Source organism: Thauera sp. (assembly GCF_034003485.1).
Classification (GTDB): domain Bacteria; phylum Pseudomonadota; class Gammaproteobacteria; order Burkholderiales; family Rhodocyclaceae; genus Thauera.
The window spans coordinates 20,960-36,019 of the sequence record NZ_JAVEYL010000017.1 but is presented as its reverse complement, the minus strand read 5'-3'; the positions used below and the strand labels follow the sequence as shown (position 1 = coordinate 36,019).

The 15,060-nt window shown below is 65.5% G+C and carries 12 protein-coding genes; 2 read left to right on the top strand and 10 right to left on the bottom strand.

Features of this window, described 5'->3' with window-relative positions:
- Positions 1–118 precede the first annotated feature (118 nt).
- The gene (gene proB / locus RBT54_RS11185) at positions 119–1,234 is read left to right on the top strand and encodes a glutamate 5-kinase (RefSeq protein WP_320367139.1); all 1,116 of its coding nucleotides are present in this window, start codon (positions 119–121) and stop codon (positions 1,232–1,234) included.
- Here proB and RBT54_RS11180 read toward each other — a convergent pair.
- The 4 genes from RBT54_RS11180 to RBT54_RS11165 form a co-directional block, all read right to left on the bottom strand.
- Positions 1,231–3,552 carry an efflux RND transporter permease subunit gene (locus RBT54_RS11180; RefSeq protein ID WP_320367138.1) on the bottom strand — a complete coding sequence of 774 codons (2,322 nt, stop codon included), beginning with the start codon at positions 3,550–3,552 and terminating at the stop codon, positions 1,231–1,233. The two genes, proB and RBT54_RS11180, sit on opposite strands and share 4 nt — an antisense overlap.
- A 31-nt stretch (positions 3,553–3,583) precedes the next feature.
- The gene (locus RBT54_RS11175; protein ID WP_320367137.1) at positions 3,584–4,849 is read right to left on the bottom strand and encodes a DUF1302 family protein; all 1,266 of its coding nucleotides are present in this window, start codon (positions 4,847–4,849) and stop codon (positions 3,584–3,586) included.
- Positions 4,850–4,917: 68 nt separating this feature from the next.
- Positions 4,918–5,757 (bottom strand): outer membrane lipoprotein-sorting protein, encoded by an 840-nt coding sequence (locus RBT54_RS11170; RefSeq protein ID WP_320367136.1) that lies wholly within the window; start codon positions 5,755–5,757, stop codon positions 4,918–4,920.
- Between the two features lie 79 nt (positions 5,758–5,836).
- Positions 5,837–6,709 carry a ThiF family adenylyltransferase gene (locus RBT54_RS11165; RefSeq protein WP_320367135.1) on the bottom strand — a complete coding sequence of 291 codons (873 nt, stop codon included), beginning with the start codon at positions 6,707–6,709 and terminating at the stop codon, positions 5,837–5,839.
- Between the two features lie 273 nt (positions 6,710–6,982).
- On the opposite strand from RBT54_RS11165, the gene RBT54_RS11160 reads away from it, so the two are divergent.
- Positions 6,983–7,804 carry a PEP-CTERM sorting domain-containing protein gene (locus RBT54_RS11160; protein ID WP_320367134.1) on the top strand — a complete coding sequence of 274 codons (822 nt, stop codon included), beginning with the start codon at positions 6,983–6,985 and terminating at the stop codon, positions 7,802–7,804.
- A gap of 121 nt (positions 7,805–7,925) precedes the next feature.
- Here RBT54_RS11160 and RBT54_RS11155 read toward each other — a convergent pair whose 3' ends face one another.
- The 6 genes from RBT54_RS11155 to RBT54_RS11130 form a co-directional block, all read right to left on the bottom strand.
- Entirely contained in the window at positions 7,926–8,729 is an 804-nt protein-coding gene (locus tag RBT54_RS11155) for a PEP-CTERM/exosortase system-associated acyltransferase (RefSeq protein WP_320367133.1), read from the bottom strand.
- A gap of 155 nt (positions 8,730–8,884) precedes the next feature.
- Positions 8,885–9,610: a GNAT family N-acyltransferase gene (locus RBT54_RS11150; protein ID WP_320367132.1), complete on the bottom strand. Its 726-nt coding sequence runs from the start codon at positions 9,608–9,610 to the stop codon at positions 8,885–8,887.
- A 25-nt stretch (positions 9,611–9,635) separates the two neighbouring features.
- Positions 9,636–10,430: a methyltransferase domain-containing protein gene (locus RBT54_RS11145; protein ID WP_320367131.1), complete on the bottom strand. Its 795-nt coding sequence runs from the start codon at positions 10,428–10,430 to the stop codon at positions 9,636–9,638.
- A gap of 195 nt (positions 10,431–10,625) precedes the next feature.
- Positions 10,626–12,539, bottom strand: coding sequence for a propionate--CoA ligase (locus tag RBT54_RS11140; protein ID WP_320367195.1), 1,914 nt, complete (start codon positions 12,537–12,539; stop codon positions 10,626–10,628).
- A 76-nt stretch (positions 12,540–12,615) separates the two neighbouring features.
- Positions 12,616–13,803 carry a response regulator gene (locus tag RBT54_RS11135; protein ID WP_320367130.1) on the bottom strand — a complete coding sequence of 396 codons (1,188 nt, stop codon included), beginning with the start codon at positions 13,801–13,803 and terminating at the stop codon, positions 12,616–12,618.
- Between the two features lie 29 nt (positions 13,804–13,832).
- The gene (locus tag RBT54_RS11130) at positions 13,833–14,828 is read right to left on the bottom strand and encodes an oxidoreductase (protein ID WP_320367129.1); all 996 of its coding nucleotides are present in this window, start codon (positions 14,826–14,828) and stop codon (positions 13,833–13,835) included.
- Positions 14,829–15,060 lie beyond the last annotated feature (232 nt).

Below are 15,060 nucleotides of genomic sequence, written 5' to 3'. Positions count from 1 at the left end.
CCGCGCATGCAGCCTTGTTCGCGGGCAAGCCCGCTCCCACAAGGCCCGCCCCTACGGAGCCGCTGCCCCGCAAGCCACTCAACCGCCCTCCGCCTTTGCCCCCAGGCCCCTTGCAAAGATGAGAACCAAGATCCGCAATGCCCGCCGCCTCGTCGTCAAGGTCGGCTCCGCCCTCGTCACCAACAACGGCGCCGGCCTGGACAAGGCCGCGCTCGACGCCTGGGCGCGCCAGATTGCCGCGCTGCGCGCCGATGGCCGCGAGGTGGCGCTGGTATCCTCCGGCGCCATCGCCGCCGGCATGCAGCGCCTGGGGTGGGCCAGGCGCCCGCACCAGATGAACAAGCTGCAGGCCGCCGCTGCGGTCGGTCAGATGGGTCTGGTCGAAGCCTACGAAAAGGCCTTCTCCCGCCACGGCCTGCATACCGCCCAGATCCTGCTCACCCACGAGGACCTCTCCGATCGCACGCGCTACCTCAACGCACGCAGCACGCTCACCACCCTGCTGCAGCTCGGCGTGGTGCCGATCATCAACGAGAACGACACGGTGGTCACCGACGAGATCAAGTTCGGCGACAACGACACCCTCGGCGCCCTCGTCGCCAACCTGATCGAAGCCGAGGCGCTGATCATCCTCACCGATCAGCAGGGCCTGTACACCGCCGATCCGCGCAACGATCCCGCCGCCACGCTGATTGCGGAGGGCCGCGCCGAGGATCGACAGTACGAGGCGATGGCCGGCGGCGCCGGCACCGGCATCAGCCGCGGCGGCATGATCACCAAGATTCGCGCGGCCCAGCGCGCCGCCCGCAGCGGCGCCCACACCTGCATCGCCAGCGGGCGCGAGCCCGACCCGCTGCTGCGCCTGGCCGCAGGCGAGGCGCTCGGCACCCTGCTCTACGCCACCAGCACGCCGCTGCATGCGCGCAAGCAGTGGCTGGCCGACCATCTGCAGCTTGCCGGCGATCTCGTCATCGACGACGGCGCGGTCACCGCGCTGAGAAGCGGCAAGAGCCTGCTGCCGGTGGGCGTGATCGAAGTACGCGGCGACTTCGAGCGCGGCGCAGCGGTAGCCTGCCGCACGGCAGCAGGCGAGGAAGTTGCGCGCGGGTTGGTGAATTACTCGGCGTCGGAGTGCCGCCGCATCGCACGCAAGCCCACCGCCGAGATCGAGAAGCTGCTCGGCTACATCGACGAGCCCGAGCTCATCCACCGTGACAACATGGTCGGGCGCTAAGCCTTCCTGAAGCGCCCCTCTACCCGGCTCCACAGTACCAGCAGCGCCGGCAGCAGGATCAGCTCCATCAGCTGCCCGGCGAGCAGGCCCACCGCCGTCAGCATGCCGAAATGCGCGGTGGGCACGAAGCTCGACGTCGCCAGCAGCATGAACTGCGACACCAGCAACAGCGACGTCGCAACCACCGCCCGTCCCGAGGCTTCGAAGCTGCGCGCCACCGAAAACACCGCGCCATAACCCTTTCTCCGCCGCTCCTGGTAGTTGTGGAAGATGTGGATGGTGTCGTCGACCGTGATCCCCAGCACCACGCCCGCGATCAGCACGGTCGCCATGTCGAGGTAGATGCCCGCCGCCCCCATCAGCGCGAAGACGAAGAACAGCGGCGCCAGGTTCGGCAGCATGCTGATCACCGCCGACGGGAAGGACCGCCACAGCACGAGCATGATCAGGAAGATCTGACCGAAGGCACCGAGAAAGCTGTGCAACTGGCCGACCACGAGCAGGTCTTCCTGGTCGGCAAAGAGCCGCCCGTAGCCGGCGGTCTGCCATTTCAGCTCGGGCGCGTCGACCTCGGCGACCAGCGCATCGATCTTGTCGATCACCGCCTGGATCGCGTTGGCGCCGTGCACGTTCACGTTGAGCAGGATGCGCATGCGCTGGTATTCGCCATTGACGAGTTCCTGCAGGTCGCGTCCGTCGTAGATCAGCAGCAACTGGCTCAGCATGCGGTCGTCGTCGGGCAGGCGGCGGAAGGCCTCGTCTTCCTCGTTGAAGGCCCAGTTCATCTCCTCGACGATGTCCATCATCGAGAGCGCGCGATCGACCTCGGGCAGCGCCTCGACCTGCGTCTGCAGCGCCTTGATGCGCTGCAGACGCGCCGCGTCCTTGAAGGCATCGCGCCCCGGGCCGTCGACCACGATCTCGAGCGCCGTCACCCCGACCAGCGCGGCCTCCACCTTGGCGGTGGACTGGGTCAGCGGGTGATCTTCCTTGAAGAACTTGAGCAGGTCCGACTCGGCCTGCACCTTGAGCAGCAGCGGCGCGGTGGCCAGCACCAGTGCGAGGACCGTACCCGCCACCCAGCCCGCGCGGCGAATGGCGAAGTTGGCCAGCGTGCACGACAGGCGCTTGGTCCACGCAAACCCCCCTTCTCCGCTCGGCCACGGACCGCGATCGAACTTCACCAGGAAGGGCGGCACCAGGTAGAAGACCACGAAATAGATCACCACCACGCCGATCGCCGCGATGAGGCCGAAGACCTGGATCGGCGGAATCGGCACCAACATCAGGCTGATCATGCCCGCCGCGGTGGTCAGCACGTTGAAGATCGCGGGCGTGTGCACAATCTGCAGCGCGAACACGACGCGCTTGGGCCGACGAAAGCCGGCATCGCGCGTGCGCTTGAGCGCCGCGTAGAGATGCAGCAGGTTCGACACCGTATACGCCGAGATCAGGGTCGGCACCATGGCGGTGACCAGCGTGTAGGGCTGGCCGATCGCCGCAATCAAGCCCACGGAGGCGACCACCGCGGTGCTCATCGCCACCGCGCCCAGCACCACCGGCACCAGCCGGCCCACCACCCAGTACAACAGCGCCAGGCCAAGCGCCATCACCAGCGGGGTGAAGATGAGCGTGTCGCGCAGCATCGAGCGCATCTCGGCGGCGTCGAGCGCCACCGTGCCGGCCACCGCGACCAGCTTCTCGCGCATCTGCTCGGCGTCGACCGCTGCGTAGAACTCGGTCTCGATCGACTGACGCTGGCGACTCTCGCCCAGTTTGTGCGTACGCACGACCAGCGCCATCGCCTTGCCGTCCGTGGACGCCAGCCAGCCCGGCATGAAGCGGTCGCCGAGCACGCGCGCCAGGCGCTTGCCCTCGCCATCGGCCCCATCCTTGCTCCCTTCGTCCAGCGCCTCGGCGTCGATCAGCGGCTCGACCACGAAGCCGTCTGCGGTGCCGGAAATATGATCGACGCGAGTCAGCGCGAACACCCGGTCAACGTCCGGGTGACGCTCCATGTGCGCGCTCACGCGCTCGAGCGCGGCGAGCGTCGCTGCGCTGTACAAGCCCTCGCCAGCGAAGAGCCCGATCAGGATCTCGTCATTCGGAAATTCGGTGCGCAGCTCGCGCTCGAGTACCGTCGCCGGTGCGTCGTGGGGGAAGTAAAGCTCGGGCGCGTTGTTGAGGTCGAGCCGCAGCAGTACCAGCGCGGCGCCGATCGCCTGCACGACGATGATGATCGCCAGCGCCTGGCGCCAGCGCATCAGGCGCGGCTGCATCAGGCGCAGCAGCGCCGCGTGGAGTCCGTCTTTCAGCATCGCCGCACGCCTGTCGCGCCGACTCCCCTCATCAGAACTTCGCCTGCCAGCCGAGCATCACCGAGTCGTTGCGCGAGTAGTAGCCACCGAGCGTCTGCTCGGAACCACTGAACACATGGGCGGCGACGAAGAGTTCGTGCTGGTCGATGCCGGTGTAGGTGAGCCGCGGATTCAGGTACAGGTCATGCTCGCCCAGCCCGGCCATGAAGCGCAGGTCGGCACGCCAACGCCCGTGGGCAAAGGGGTGCTCGATCTCGCCGGTCATGACGTAAAACTCGGTGCGGTCAAGCACCGACACGTCGGTAAGCGTGCGGTGGCCGGCAAGCTGAAGCGTGACGCGCGTCTCGCCGTCACCCGGGAAGAACTCCGCCCCCACCACCAGATCGACGCCGGGGTCCGTGCGGTACTGGAAACCAGGGGTGGTCAGCGGTACGTCGCTGCGCCACGCGAGTTCCATGCGCCAGGTGGCACCGAGGCGCTCGGTCTCGAGCTCCGCACCGATCACGGTGTCGTAAGGGTGGATCGCCGTCAGCACGCCCGGCGACACGCGGTAGTAAGGCTGCGACTGGCGCACCCGCTGCACGCTGACACCGTAGTCCAGGCCATCGCCGCCGGCCGTCAGGCGCAGACCGCCACCACCGCTGCCATCCTCATCGGCCTCGCGCACCTTCACACCCGCGAGCCCGGGCAGCGTCCCGAAGCCGAGCAGGCGACCCTTCACCGCATCCACCGGGTGCCACACGCTGTCCCCATGCGGCATCACCGCATCGTCAAACACGGGCAGCCACACCGCGTCGAGCTTGAAATCGTCGCCGAAGTATTCCGCGCGCACCGCCGGCACCGCACGGCGGCGATCGGGCAGCTTGTCGAGCATCGCGCGCGACAGGTCGACACGGCTCATGCGGTCGATCGGGGAGATCTCGTCGACCCGGCCCCACATCACGTTCTGCGTGCCGAGCGTCAGCCGCAGCTCTTCACCCCGCCAGCGCAGGTAGTTTTCGGTGTAGTCGGCCCGCACGCGGGTGAAATCCGCACTGCCGAACTGCGAAAAGGCATCGAGCCGCGCACCCAGCGCGTAGCTCCAGTCACCCTCCCCGCCGCCAGCGCTGACCGCCATGTGCGCAAAGGCATCACCCGAGGCACGGGGGTGATCGGTGAAGCCGCCGAACTCCACCCGCAGGCTATCGACCTTGAGCCCCAGTCCCCCGTCCGCCGCGAGTGCGCCCGTCGCCAGCAGCATTGCGCTGGCAAGCGAAGCCATGCCGCGCACCAGCCAGCCCTTGTGTTCAGCCTGCATGTCCTGTCCTTTTCCATCGTTTGTCCGCGGTGTCGGGACCCGCGACCCACCCTCGGGGCAGTCCGCCCTTACGGCCGGAATTCCTTCTCGCCGCGCTCGTCCTCGAGCGCCTTCGAACTGAACAGCCGCGTCGGCAAGCCACGATCGTAAGCTATGCGCTCCACCACCAGGCGCGTGCGATGCCCGCTGCGCAGGTCGCTCAGCGTGCTGTCCATCGCCGTCCAGTAGCCCTGGACCTGGTCGCGGACAACGACCTCCAGGCGCTTGGACGGCTGCTCTGCATCCTTCTCGAAGAAATCGACCCGCAGCGGCAGCAGGCTCACCGGGTCGATCCAGCTCACCCGGCGCAGATACACCGAATTGCCCGCCTCCACCGGCACGCTCTCCAGCACGTCGCAGGCCACCCCATCGAGGGTCTCCTGGCCGATCACGCGGTGCGTGTCCATCGTCGGCTTGCGGTCGCGCAAGTCCTCGAAATAGTAGTCGGAATTGACGAAACGCCCGCCCTTGCGGTTCGAATCGACGCGGCGCACGCGCTGCATCGCGGGCAGATAGATCCACTGGTTCGATGCACCGTCGGCCGCATCGAGCGTCAGCAGGCCGGTGCCCGCGATGTCGGCGGGGTCGGTGAAGCGGATCAGGGTCGACACCTCGCCACCCTCGCCGCTCAGCCGGTACACCACCATGCTGCGCACCCGGGGGCTGCGCCCTTCTTCGGTCAGCGACATCGTGACAACCGAGGTGGCGTCCTCGCCGTCCGCGCGGTCGTACACCCGCTGGGCCAGCGCCCGCCCGGCGTCGTCCGCCAGCGCGGCGGACCCGATCAGCAATCCCGCGCCCAACCCTGCGAGCACACGCGACACGCGCTTCACGAACTGGCGGCGCTCAGGCACCTGCAAATCTTTCATCACTCCTCCCCGCCGCAAGCGCGAATCCCTGCGGCATTCTAGCCCAGCCGCACGACGTATCGGCGTACGCGCGGCCTCCTCAGCGCTGGGCGTCGAGCTTGGCCAGCCGGCGCTTGGCGATGTAACTCTTCAGGCGCTGCAAGGGGTTGCGGTTGCCCATCCACAGCCGGCGGTGATGAAAACGCCCGACGCGCGCATCCAGATACGTATACCAGGGCACGCAGCGCAGCGCCTCGGGATGCAGCAACGCCACCAGCGCCTGGGTGGTGATGAAGCCCGCGCACAGCTTGCAGCCCGCCACCGAGCTCGGCCCCTTGCGCGCCTTGAGGTTGATGGAATTCGGGTCGAGATAGCGCAAGTGATAGAGCTCGGGCGCGAAGCCGAGCAGGAACTGCACGATCTTCTCGTCCTCGCTCATGTCGGGCGTGATCGCAAAGTAGTCGTCGTAGGCCATGCCCTGCGGCCCGAAGGCCAGCACGCCCGCCCCCAGCCCGAGCGGCACGGCGGCGATCGTCGCCAACCCGCGCTTGGTGGCCGCGTTGACCAGCAGCGGATGCTTGTCCACCGCAAACGCGTCGACCGCATCCACTGCCAGGTCGACCCCATCGAGGAAGGCGTCGATGTTGCCCGGCTGGATCCCGTCCTCGAAGGTCGTGATGCGCAGCTCCGGATTGATCGCCCGCGCGTGCTCCACCATCACCTCGAGCTTGCGCCGCCCCAGCGTCGGCACGCTGGCGCCGTACTGGCGGTTGAAGTTCACCAGCTCGAACTCATCGAACTCGGCGAGGTGAAAGCCGCCGACGCCGGCGCGCACCAGGCTGATCAGGTAGTCGCCACCGACGCCACCCATCCCGGCGATCGCGACGGTGGCATTGCGCAGACGCTCGTGCTCGGCGGTGCTGACTACGCCGAGGTTGCGGCTGAAGGCTTCGTTGTAGTTGAAGGGAGTCAAGACAGGTCTCCGACGATGACGGGGTTGGCGTCATCTTTTAGCAGAGCAGGCCACATTACAAGGGCGGAATCCACAATCGAGGGAGAGCAAGCTGGAGGGTCTCCCGGAGCCGTGAAGTGTCGGTTTTTTTTACACTCACAAAATCCTGCGCCCAGTACGACTCGCTATCCATCTGTTTTAAAACACATCTCGTATACAGGCATGGATAATGCTTATTACTCGGCGGGGGAAACGCGCAGGCGCCCGGTACCCAACCAACCTGGAGGCAAGATCATGAAACTCAATAAATTTGCAGCAGTACTGGCCGCTTCGTCGATGTTTGCGTCGGGCGCAGCGATGGCAGAGGCGTTTTACCTTGTTGCTCCCGACGACAAGGGTGGCGGAACGACAAGCACTGCCACATCTTTCAGCGCAAACTGGCTCGCAAACTCGGTGTACGACCCCGGCCTCGATGGAGTTGTGAACGCAGGCGACTCCGTGACAGACTCAGTTATTAAAGACTACACGCTTGAGGGCGTGACGGTTAATAACTACTTCGGTGAACTCGGCTTCATTCCTACCCTTTTCAATACAGCAGGCTTTGGGTCGACATGGGGCCTTTATTTCGACTACGAGATCTTTGGCACGGTATTGAGTGTAGGGGGGACCGGCTCCAGCATCCTGGCTGCATACGACTCCGGCACGGTCAACATTTATTACGATGACTTTGGTGGCCGAGTCGAAGGTGATGCTGCACGCGATCCGTCGGCGGATTTGAAGCTTATGTCTGTCGACATAACGGGAAGCGGTGGTGACGTCGCGAACTTCCTCTTGTACGGTACAGTTACCGACGTTGCTGATGACTTTTTCTACTTTGCTGACGGCGTGGACTTTGCATCGCTTATCGGAGCTGGTTTCGCCATCGAGATGCGTGTCGATACCAACTTGGATACGGACCTTATTCCGACACTGCAGGACGATGGCACATTTGCACGTACATCGGACCTCGATGGTAGCGTGCGCTTTAATCGAGTACCCGAACCCGGCGTGCTTGCACTTCTCGGCATTGGCCTCATCGGCCTCGGCGCAGCGCGTCGCATGAAGAACGCTGCCTGACTCAGGCCCGGCGTAGGAAAAACCGCGCAGATATCTGCGCGGTTTTTTTTGACTGTTTTCTGGAGAAATCCAGCGAATCGGTGAATGCTACCGCGCTCGGCCAAGCAGTCCGGTGGCCTCGCTAAATATGAAGGCCTACATCACGGTAAGCCTTGGACTCCCCTGCAACCGGCCAAACCGCAGAGGTGATCATGATCTGCGACTCTGCTTCCACCCCCCCGAACATGAACCGATACAAGCACGAATTACGCGCCGCCAGCCCCGCCTTCGCAGCCTGCGCCCCAATCAGATAGGGCTGACGCGCAGGGCTGACTGCGGTGTTCAGCGGGCCGGCCTCATGAAAGGGAAAACCCAGCCGGTTGAGTAAGCGCGCGAGCGCCGGCTCCATCGCCGCGTAGCAGTGCGTGATCCCGTAGCGGTTGGCGAGATTGATGATTTCGCGGTACAGCCCGAGCGCAACCACCGGCCCTTCGCGCTTGAGCATGGCGTGCACCGAGTCGCCCACCGCGCCCAGCGCACGGCGGCGGCGTCCGCCGCTCGAGCCCTCGGCGCGGTCTCTGCGCAAGCTTGATGCGAGCGCCAGACGGCCGATCTCTCCGACCTGCCCGGCTGGACTCTCCGGCGCGCACGACAGCTTGTAGCGTGCATTGACATTCAAGCCCTTCGGCCCGGGCAGGATCAGCCGCGAGCAGCCCACGGCAACGCCCGTGTGTTTCAGGCGGCACAGCACGTGGAGACTGTGCACGTCGTAGTCGTCGCTTTCGATGGCGACGCCGCGCGCGCTGCGCCCGTCAGGCACGATACGGCCCAACTCCTCGCAGAACACCTCATGGCGCAAGGCCAGGTATTCCGCGTACGCGCCCGTGCCGGGCTCGACCACTGAGTATTCGTATTTTTCCAGCACCATCCACACCTTAAAGTTCACGCGTGTGCAGCGGCGTGATGCATCAAAGCATTCGCACGCGTATGTTGCCGAGGAAGATAACCCAGGCTCGCGAATAATCAGTCAAGCGAATTGTAAATCTATTCGTGACAGATCTCACACATGAAGGCGAAAAGCGGGCTGGAAGAACCACCTGATCACGTCATGGCGGGCGCCGTCCTCTGTTGGTCCTGCATGAACCGCAGCACGGCCTCTTCACGGGCGCCCAGGCTGCGTTCGATCTCGAGCGCGCTGATCAGGAACACGCGCCGCGGCGGCGACACGCCCTCGTTCACCGGCCCCACCGGCACGAACGGAAAACCCAGCGCAATGAGCAGTCGGCTGAAATGGCTGTCCATCGCGGCCACGCAGTAGTCGACCCCGCTGCCCTTGCAGAGCTGGTAGATCTCGCGGTACATCCCCAGAACCAGCTCGGGCTGATGACGGCGCAGGCCCTCCGGCTTTCTGAACATCTCGCTGTCGGGGTCGCCCTGGATGGGCTTGTCCTGGTCCGAATGCCGGCGCCGGAAGTGTTGGGCGATCGCCATGCGCGATATTTCGCCGATTCGGTCGTCGCTTGCGTCAGCGTAAGGCAGCGGACGGTCGATGACGTAGCGCGGGGTGACGTTCAAGCCTTTTTCGCTGGGCATGATGATGCGCACGAATCCGGCCACCGATTCGTCGGCCTTGTAATAGGCGACGAAGTGCCGGCTGTGTTCGTCATAGCCGTCGGTCTCGATCGGCCGGCCGTTGCTGGAGCTGAAACCGGGGGGCTCGACCCTGCCCAGCTCGGCACAGAAGACGTCGTAACGCGCCTCGAGATAGCGCTCGTAGGCAGGCGTGTCCGGCAGGACTTGCTCGAAGCGAAAGTAAGTGGTTTCCATGTTCAGCCTCAGGTCAAAATATCGATCATGCCTTCTCGCCGGACACGATGAAGACGCCGGCGGCCACCATCAGGCGCCCCGACGCCACCTTGTCGGCGAGTTCTTCGTAAAGCGCCCGGACATCCACTGCCCCACCGAGGAGCGAAGCCTTGTATCCGAGCAGAATGTTGAACAACACCTGAAACGGCAATTCGCTGCTGGTCAGCGCCAGGACCCGACTCCTGACGTTGATGAAGCCCGCCTCGGTCATCAGGGCCTGCAGCTTGCGCCCGATGAAGCGGTCGCCACCCTGCGTGGTCTGGACGGTCTGCGCATCGCGCAGCAGGTCGCTCACGCGCGGCTCTTGCGGATGAAGGATCACCAGCCCGTCGTCGGAATCGACCGCGCAGAAGCGCCCGCCGCTGCGGGTGACGCGATGGACTTCACGCACCACTTCGAGCGCCTGCGGGACGTGCTGGAGCACAAAGCGTGCATAGGCGAAGTCGATCTGCGCGTCGCCGATCGGCAAGGCGTTGCCGAAGGCCTGATGGACGAAGAGACCGCGGGCGGGCCTGGTACGCACATTGGCGTCGATCTGCGCGGACAGGGTCGGGCTGGGCTCGACTGCGTGCAGGCTGCCCTCGGGTGCCAGTTCGGCCAGCAGATCGGAAACGAAACCGGGCCCACTGCCGACCTCGAGCACGTCGTGGGACGGCTGCAAGCCTGCCGCACGCAGGATGCCGGCCTCCATGCCGCGGATGGCCTGGGACTGCTGGTAAAGACGCGTGGTCTGGAACGAGGCATCGTCCAGGCGTTCGAAATTGTATGAGCCGGTGGTCATGACTTGATGAGCATCCAGTTAATGATTTAAGCATCGATGCCGCCGTCACTTAAGCACAGCGTGATGCGGTCTTCAATATACGCCACCAGGCACCGACGGTTTCAAGCGGCGATACCGATCGTCATGCAAAAATGCGGCCCGAACAAAACGGGGCCCGCAGTTGCGAGCCCCGTCCATTCGAGAGAGCGGACTTGCTCAGCCCTTCAACGCATCCCTGATCTGCTCGAGCGTACTCGGATCGTCGATGGTGGTCAGATCCCCTGCATCGCGCCCTTCGGCCAGCGCCTGGATCGAGCGCCGCAGCATCTTGCCCGAACGCGTCTTGGGCAGACCGCCGATGAAGTGCACACGGGCCGGACGGGCGATCGCGCCCAGGCTCTCATCCACCTTCTTCATCACCTCCTTCTCGAGCGCGGCGCGCTTCTCGGCGGTGTCGACCGTGGTGGCGTCCTTCACCACCGCGAAGGCCATCGGCATCTGGCCCTTGAGCGGGTCGGCCACACCCACCACCGCGACCTCGGCGATCGCCGGGTGAGTCTGCACCGCCTCTTCGATCTCGCGGGTGCCCAGGCGGTGGCCGGCGACGTTGATGACGTCGTCCATGCGCCCGAGGATGGTGTAGTAGCCCTTGTCGTCCTTGATGCCCCAGTCGGACGAGGAGTAGATGACCGGATCGGAGAACAGGCTGAAGTAGGTGCTGACGAAGCGGTCGTCCTGGCCCCACACGGTGGACAGGCAGCCCGGCGGCAGCGGCGGCACGATGCCGACGATGCCCTTCTCGTTGGCGCCGCACTCGGTGCCGTCCTCGCGGTAGATGTGCAGGTCGTAGCCATACACCGGGAAGGCGGGCGAGCCGAGCTTGATCGGGCTGTCCTCGACGCCGCGGCAGATGGCGAGCATCGGCCAGCCGGTTTCGGTCTGCCAGTAGTTGTCGATGACCGGGATGCCGAGCTCGCGCATGATCCACTCGTGCGAGGTCTCATCCAGCGGCTCGCCGGCGAGGAACAGGTGCTTGAGCGAGGACAGGTCGTACTTCTTGAGGAAGGCCGGGTCCTGCTTCTTGAGCACGCGCACCGCGGTCGGCGCCGAGAACATGACGCTGACCTTGTACTTCTCGACGATCTGCCACCAGATGCCTGCGTCAGGGCGCAGCGGCGTGCCTTCATACATGATCGTGGCCATGCCGCCGATGAGCGGGCCGTAGATGATGTAGCTGTGGCCGACCACCCAGCCGATGTCGGAGGTCGCGAACATCGTCTCGCCGGCCTCACCGGTGAAGATGTGCGGCATCGTCGAGGCCAGCGCGACCAGATAGCCGCCGGTGTCGCGCTGCACGCCCTTGGGCTTGCCGGTGGTGCCGGAGGTGTACAGGATGTAGCTCGGCTCGGAGGACTCCAGCCATACGACCGGCACCTTGGCGTCCATGTGCCTGGCGCGCAGTTCTGCGTAGTCGACGTCACGGCCTTCGACCCGGGGGAAGCCCTTGTCCAGGCCGCGATCGATGATCAACACCTTGGCGGGCGGGAATTCGGCGAGCTTGCAGGCTTCGTCCACCAGGTGCTTGTATGGCACCGGCTTGCCGTTGCGCATGCCGGCGTCGGCGCTGACCATCAGCACCGGCTTGGCGTCGTCGATGCGGGTGGCGAGCGAGCCGGCCGCGAAACCGCCGAACACCACGGAGTGGATGGCGCCGATGCGCACGCAGGCGAGCATGGCAAACGCAGCCTCGGCGACCATCGGCATGTAGATCAGCACGCGGTCGCCACGCTTGACGCCAAGCTCCTGGTAAATCGCCGCCATGCGCTCGACCTCGCGCTGCAGCTCGGCGAAGGTATAAATCTTCTCTTCGTTGGTCTCGGTGGAGATGTAGACCAGCGCGCGGTCGTTCGGCCGTTCCGCGGCATGGCGATCGACGGCGTTGTAGCACAGGTTGGTTTCGCCGCCCTTGAACCACTTGACGAAAGGCGGGTTGGAAAAGTCGCAGATCTGCTCTGCAGGCTTGTTCCAGTGCACGAGCTGGGCTTGCTCTGCCCAGAACCCGTCGCGGTCTTCGATGGAACGGCGGTGGAACTGTTGATAATCGCTCATTGCTTCCTCTCTCCCTTCGATGATCCCTGGTCTTGGTTGGCACACCACGACCTCGTCACACCGGGACAGCGCGACGCGGCCGACAGGTCTGCCGAGTTCAGACGGAGGTCCGGGTTGCCTCCCCGTCGTCGTAGTCGTCTCCGCCCTTTTTCTGGATCGCCTTAAGCCTGGCGAGCGGTAGTCCGACCTGGTGCTGCGATTCAATCAATTCGAGCAGCGGCATCAGGGTCGCGATGACCCCCGGCAACTGCGCACAAACCTCTCCACGGCCACCCGCGCGCAGCTGGCGGAGCACGTTGTCGATGCTGGGCATGCGCGCGAGCTGGCGCTCGATATCGGCGGGGTCCACCTCGCCGGCATCGGCGAACACACGGTTGCCACCTGCGGCGCGCGCCTGCGCGGCGCGCTCGACGGCCAGGGCCAACAGATCGCTCACCGCCGTGCGCTGGTCGGCCAGCGCGTTGGCTACGCCGATGCTGAGCGTGACCCGGATGCGCTCGTCGCGATAGGCCATCACCAGCTTCTCGACGCTGGTGCGCACCCGCAAGCCAAAGGCACAGCTCGACACCCGGTCGATGCCCGGCGAGAGCAGCGCAAACTGCGCGGCGGAGTGCTGCGAAAGCGTGTCCTCGGTACGAATGCGCCCGGTGATCAGCTTGCCGAGCTTGCGCAGGATGAGCTGCACTACATGCGAGCCATAGCGCGCGTTGAGCTCGTCGTACTGATCGACTTCGACCACCATCGCACCGATGTCGGCATGGCGCCGGCGCGCCTCGGCCACCACCTGGGCGCCGTGATGTTCGAGGTAGGCCGACGTGGCAAGGCCGGATTCCGGATCGACCGGGCTGTGCTGTGCGAGCGCGACGCGACTGAGCGCGAGCTCGCTCTGCGCCTTGGCCAGGCGCACCAGCGAGGTCAGCGTGGCGAGCAGCTCCACGCTGCCCGAGCCCTTGGGGATGAAGCCGTTGGCGCCCAGCGCCAGCGCACGCTCGCGCGCCGACTCGTCCTCGTCGCCGGAGATGATGACCACCGGCAGCTCGCGCACGCGCGAAACCTTCGAGGCCCGGATGCGCTCGAGCAGACCATAACCGTCGAGGCGCGGCATGCCTATGTCGGTGAGGACGAGCTCGATGCCCGGATCGACGAGCAAGGCCTCCCAGCCCGCCTCGCCGTCGGGCTCCTCGCGCACCTCGAAGCGGCCGCGGATGTGCTTGACGATGGACGCGCGCACCATTCGCGAATCGTCGATGACGAGGATGCGGGGAAGTCGGTCGTCAGCGCTCATCGTCACCCCGTCTATTCAGCCATGCCGGATCAGGCGCCGATACGCACGACGGTACGGCCCTTGACGCGGCAGTGGATGAAATCGTCGAAGGCAGCGGGCAGGTCGTCGAAGGCAATCGTGCGCGTGATCGCGGCGAGATGGCGCGGCTTGAGGTCGGTGGCCAGGCGATCCCACACGCGCTGCCGGGTCGGGAAGCCGATGTAGCCCGAATCCACCCCGAGCAGGCTTACGCCGCGCAGGATGAAGGGGAACACCGTGGTGTCGATGTTGAAGCTCGCCGCGTTGCCGATGCTCGCCACCGTGCCGGCCTGCTTCATGGTCGCCAGCACCCAGTGCAGGATCTGGCCGCCGACGTTGTCTACCGCGCCCGCCCACCTTGCCGCCTCGAGCGGGCGCACCTTGTCGAAGTCGATGGTCGAGCGCAGCAGGATCTCGGCCGCGCCCAGCATCTTGAGGTAGTCGGCCTCGGCCTCCTTGCCGGTGAGCGCAACCACGTGGTAGCCGAGCTGCGCGAGCATGTCGATCGCCAGCGCGCCCACACCGCCGGTGGCGCCGGTGACGATCACCGGGCCATTGGCGGGCGCCAGGCCGTTGTCTTCCATGCGCACGATGCCCAGTGCCGCGGTGAAGCCTGCGGTACCGAGCGCCATCGCCTCGAACAGATCCAGCCCCGCCGGCAGCGCGATCACCCAGCCTGCCGGCACGCGCGCGTACTCGGCATAGCCGCCGTGATGCGCCACACCGATGTCGAAGCTGGTGGCGATGACCTTGTCGCCGGGCTGAAAACGCGCGTCGGCGCTTTCCACCACCTCGCCGCACAGGTCGATGCCACCCACGCAGGGAAAGCGGCGGATGATCTTGCCCGCGCCGGTCGCGGCCAGCGCGTCCTTGTAGTTGATGCTCGAGTAGTGCACGCGGATCGTGACCTCGCCCGCATCAAGTTGCTCGGCCCCAAGTGTGCCCATGCGGCTGACGACCTTGCGGTTCTCGTCCTGGTCGATCACGAAAGCCTTGAAGGGGTTCATCCGGAAGTCTCCTGTGGAACGCTTGGGCCTGGCGGCGCGGCCCATAATTATAGCCTCATGATTACAGGTAATTCTGCCGCGCTGGCCTTGCCGGGTTCCGTTGGAGCGGGCTTGCCCACGAAAGCGGCGACTGCGCGCGCGATGTTCACGAACAAACCCCCGGCTAACCGCTCCTGACAATGACTGACCGCGGCGCGTGACGTTCAAGAATGGAGCCGGCCTGCCGTTAAGA

Coding starts and splice junctions, on each gene's coding strand:
- RBT54_RS11175 (WP_320367137.1), bottom strand. CDS start 4,849: ATGCAGGCTGAACACAAGGGCTGGCTGGTGCGCGGCATGGCTTCGCTT.
- RBT54_RS11170 (WP_320367136.1), bottom strand. CDS start 5,757: ATGAAAGATTTGCAGGTGCCTGAGCGCCGCCAGTTCGTGAAGCGCGTG.
- RBT54_RS11130 (WP_320367129.1), bottom strand. CDS start 14,828: ATGAACCCCTTCAAGGCTTTCGTGATCGACCAGGACGAGAACCGCAAG.
- RBT54_RS11150 (WP_320367132.1), bottom strand. CDS start 9,610: ATGGAAACCACTTACTTTCGCTTCGAGCAAGTCCTGCCGGACACGCCT.
- RBT54_RS11135 (WP_320367130.1), bottom strand. CDS start 13,803: ATGAGCGCTGACGACCGACTTCCCCGCATCCTCGTCATCGACGATTCG.
- RBT54_RS11160 (WP_320367134.1), top strand. CDS start 6,983: ATGAAACTCAATAAATTTGCAGCAGTACTGGCCGCTTCGTCGATGTTT.
- RBT54_RS11145 (WP_320367131.1), bottom strand. CDS start 10,430: ATGACCACCGGCTCATACAATTTCGAACGCCTGGACGATGCCTCGTTC.
- RBT54_RS11180 (WP_320367138.1), bottom strand. CDS start 3,552: ATGCTGAAAGACGGACTCCACGCGGCGCTGCTGCGCCTGATGCAGCCG.
- proB (WP_320367139.1), top strand. CDS start 119: ATGAGAACCAAGATCCGCAATGCCCGCCGCCTCGTCGTCAAGGTCGGC.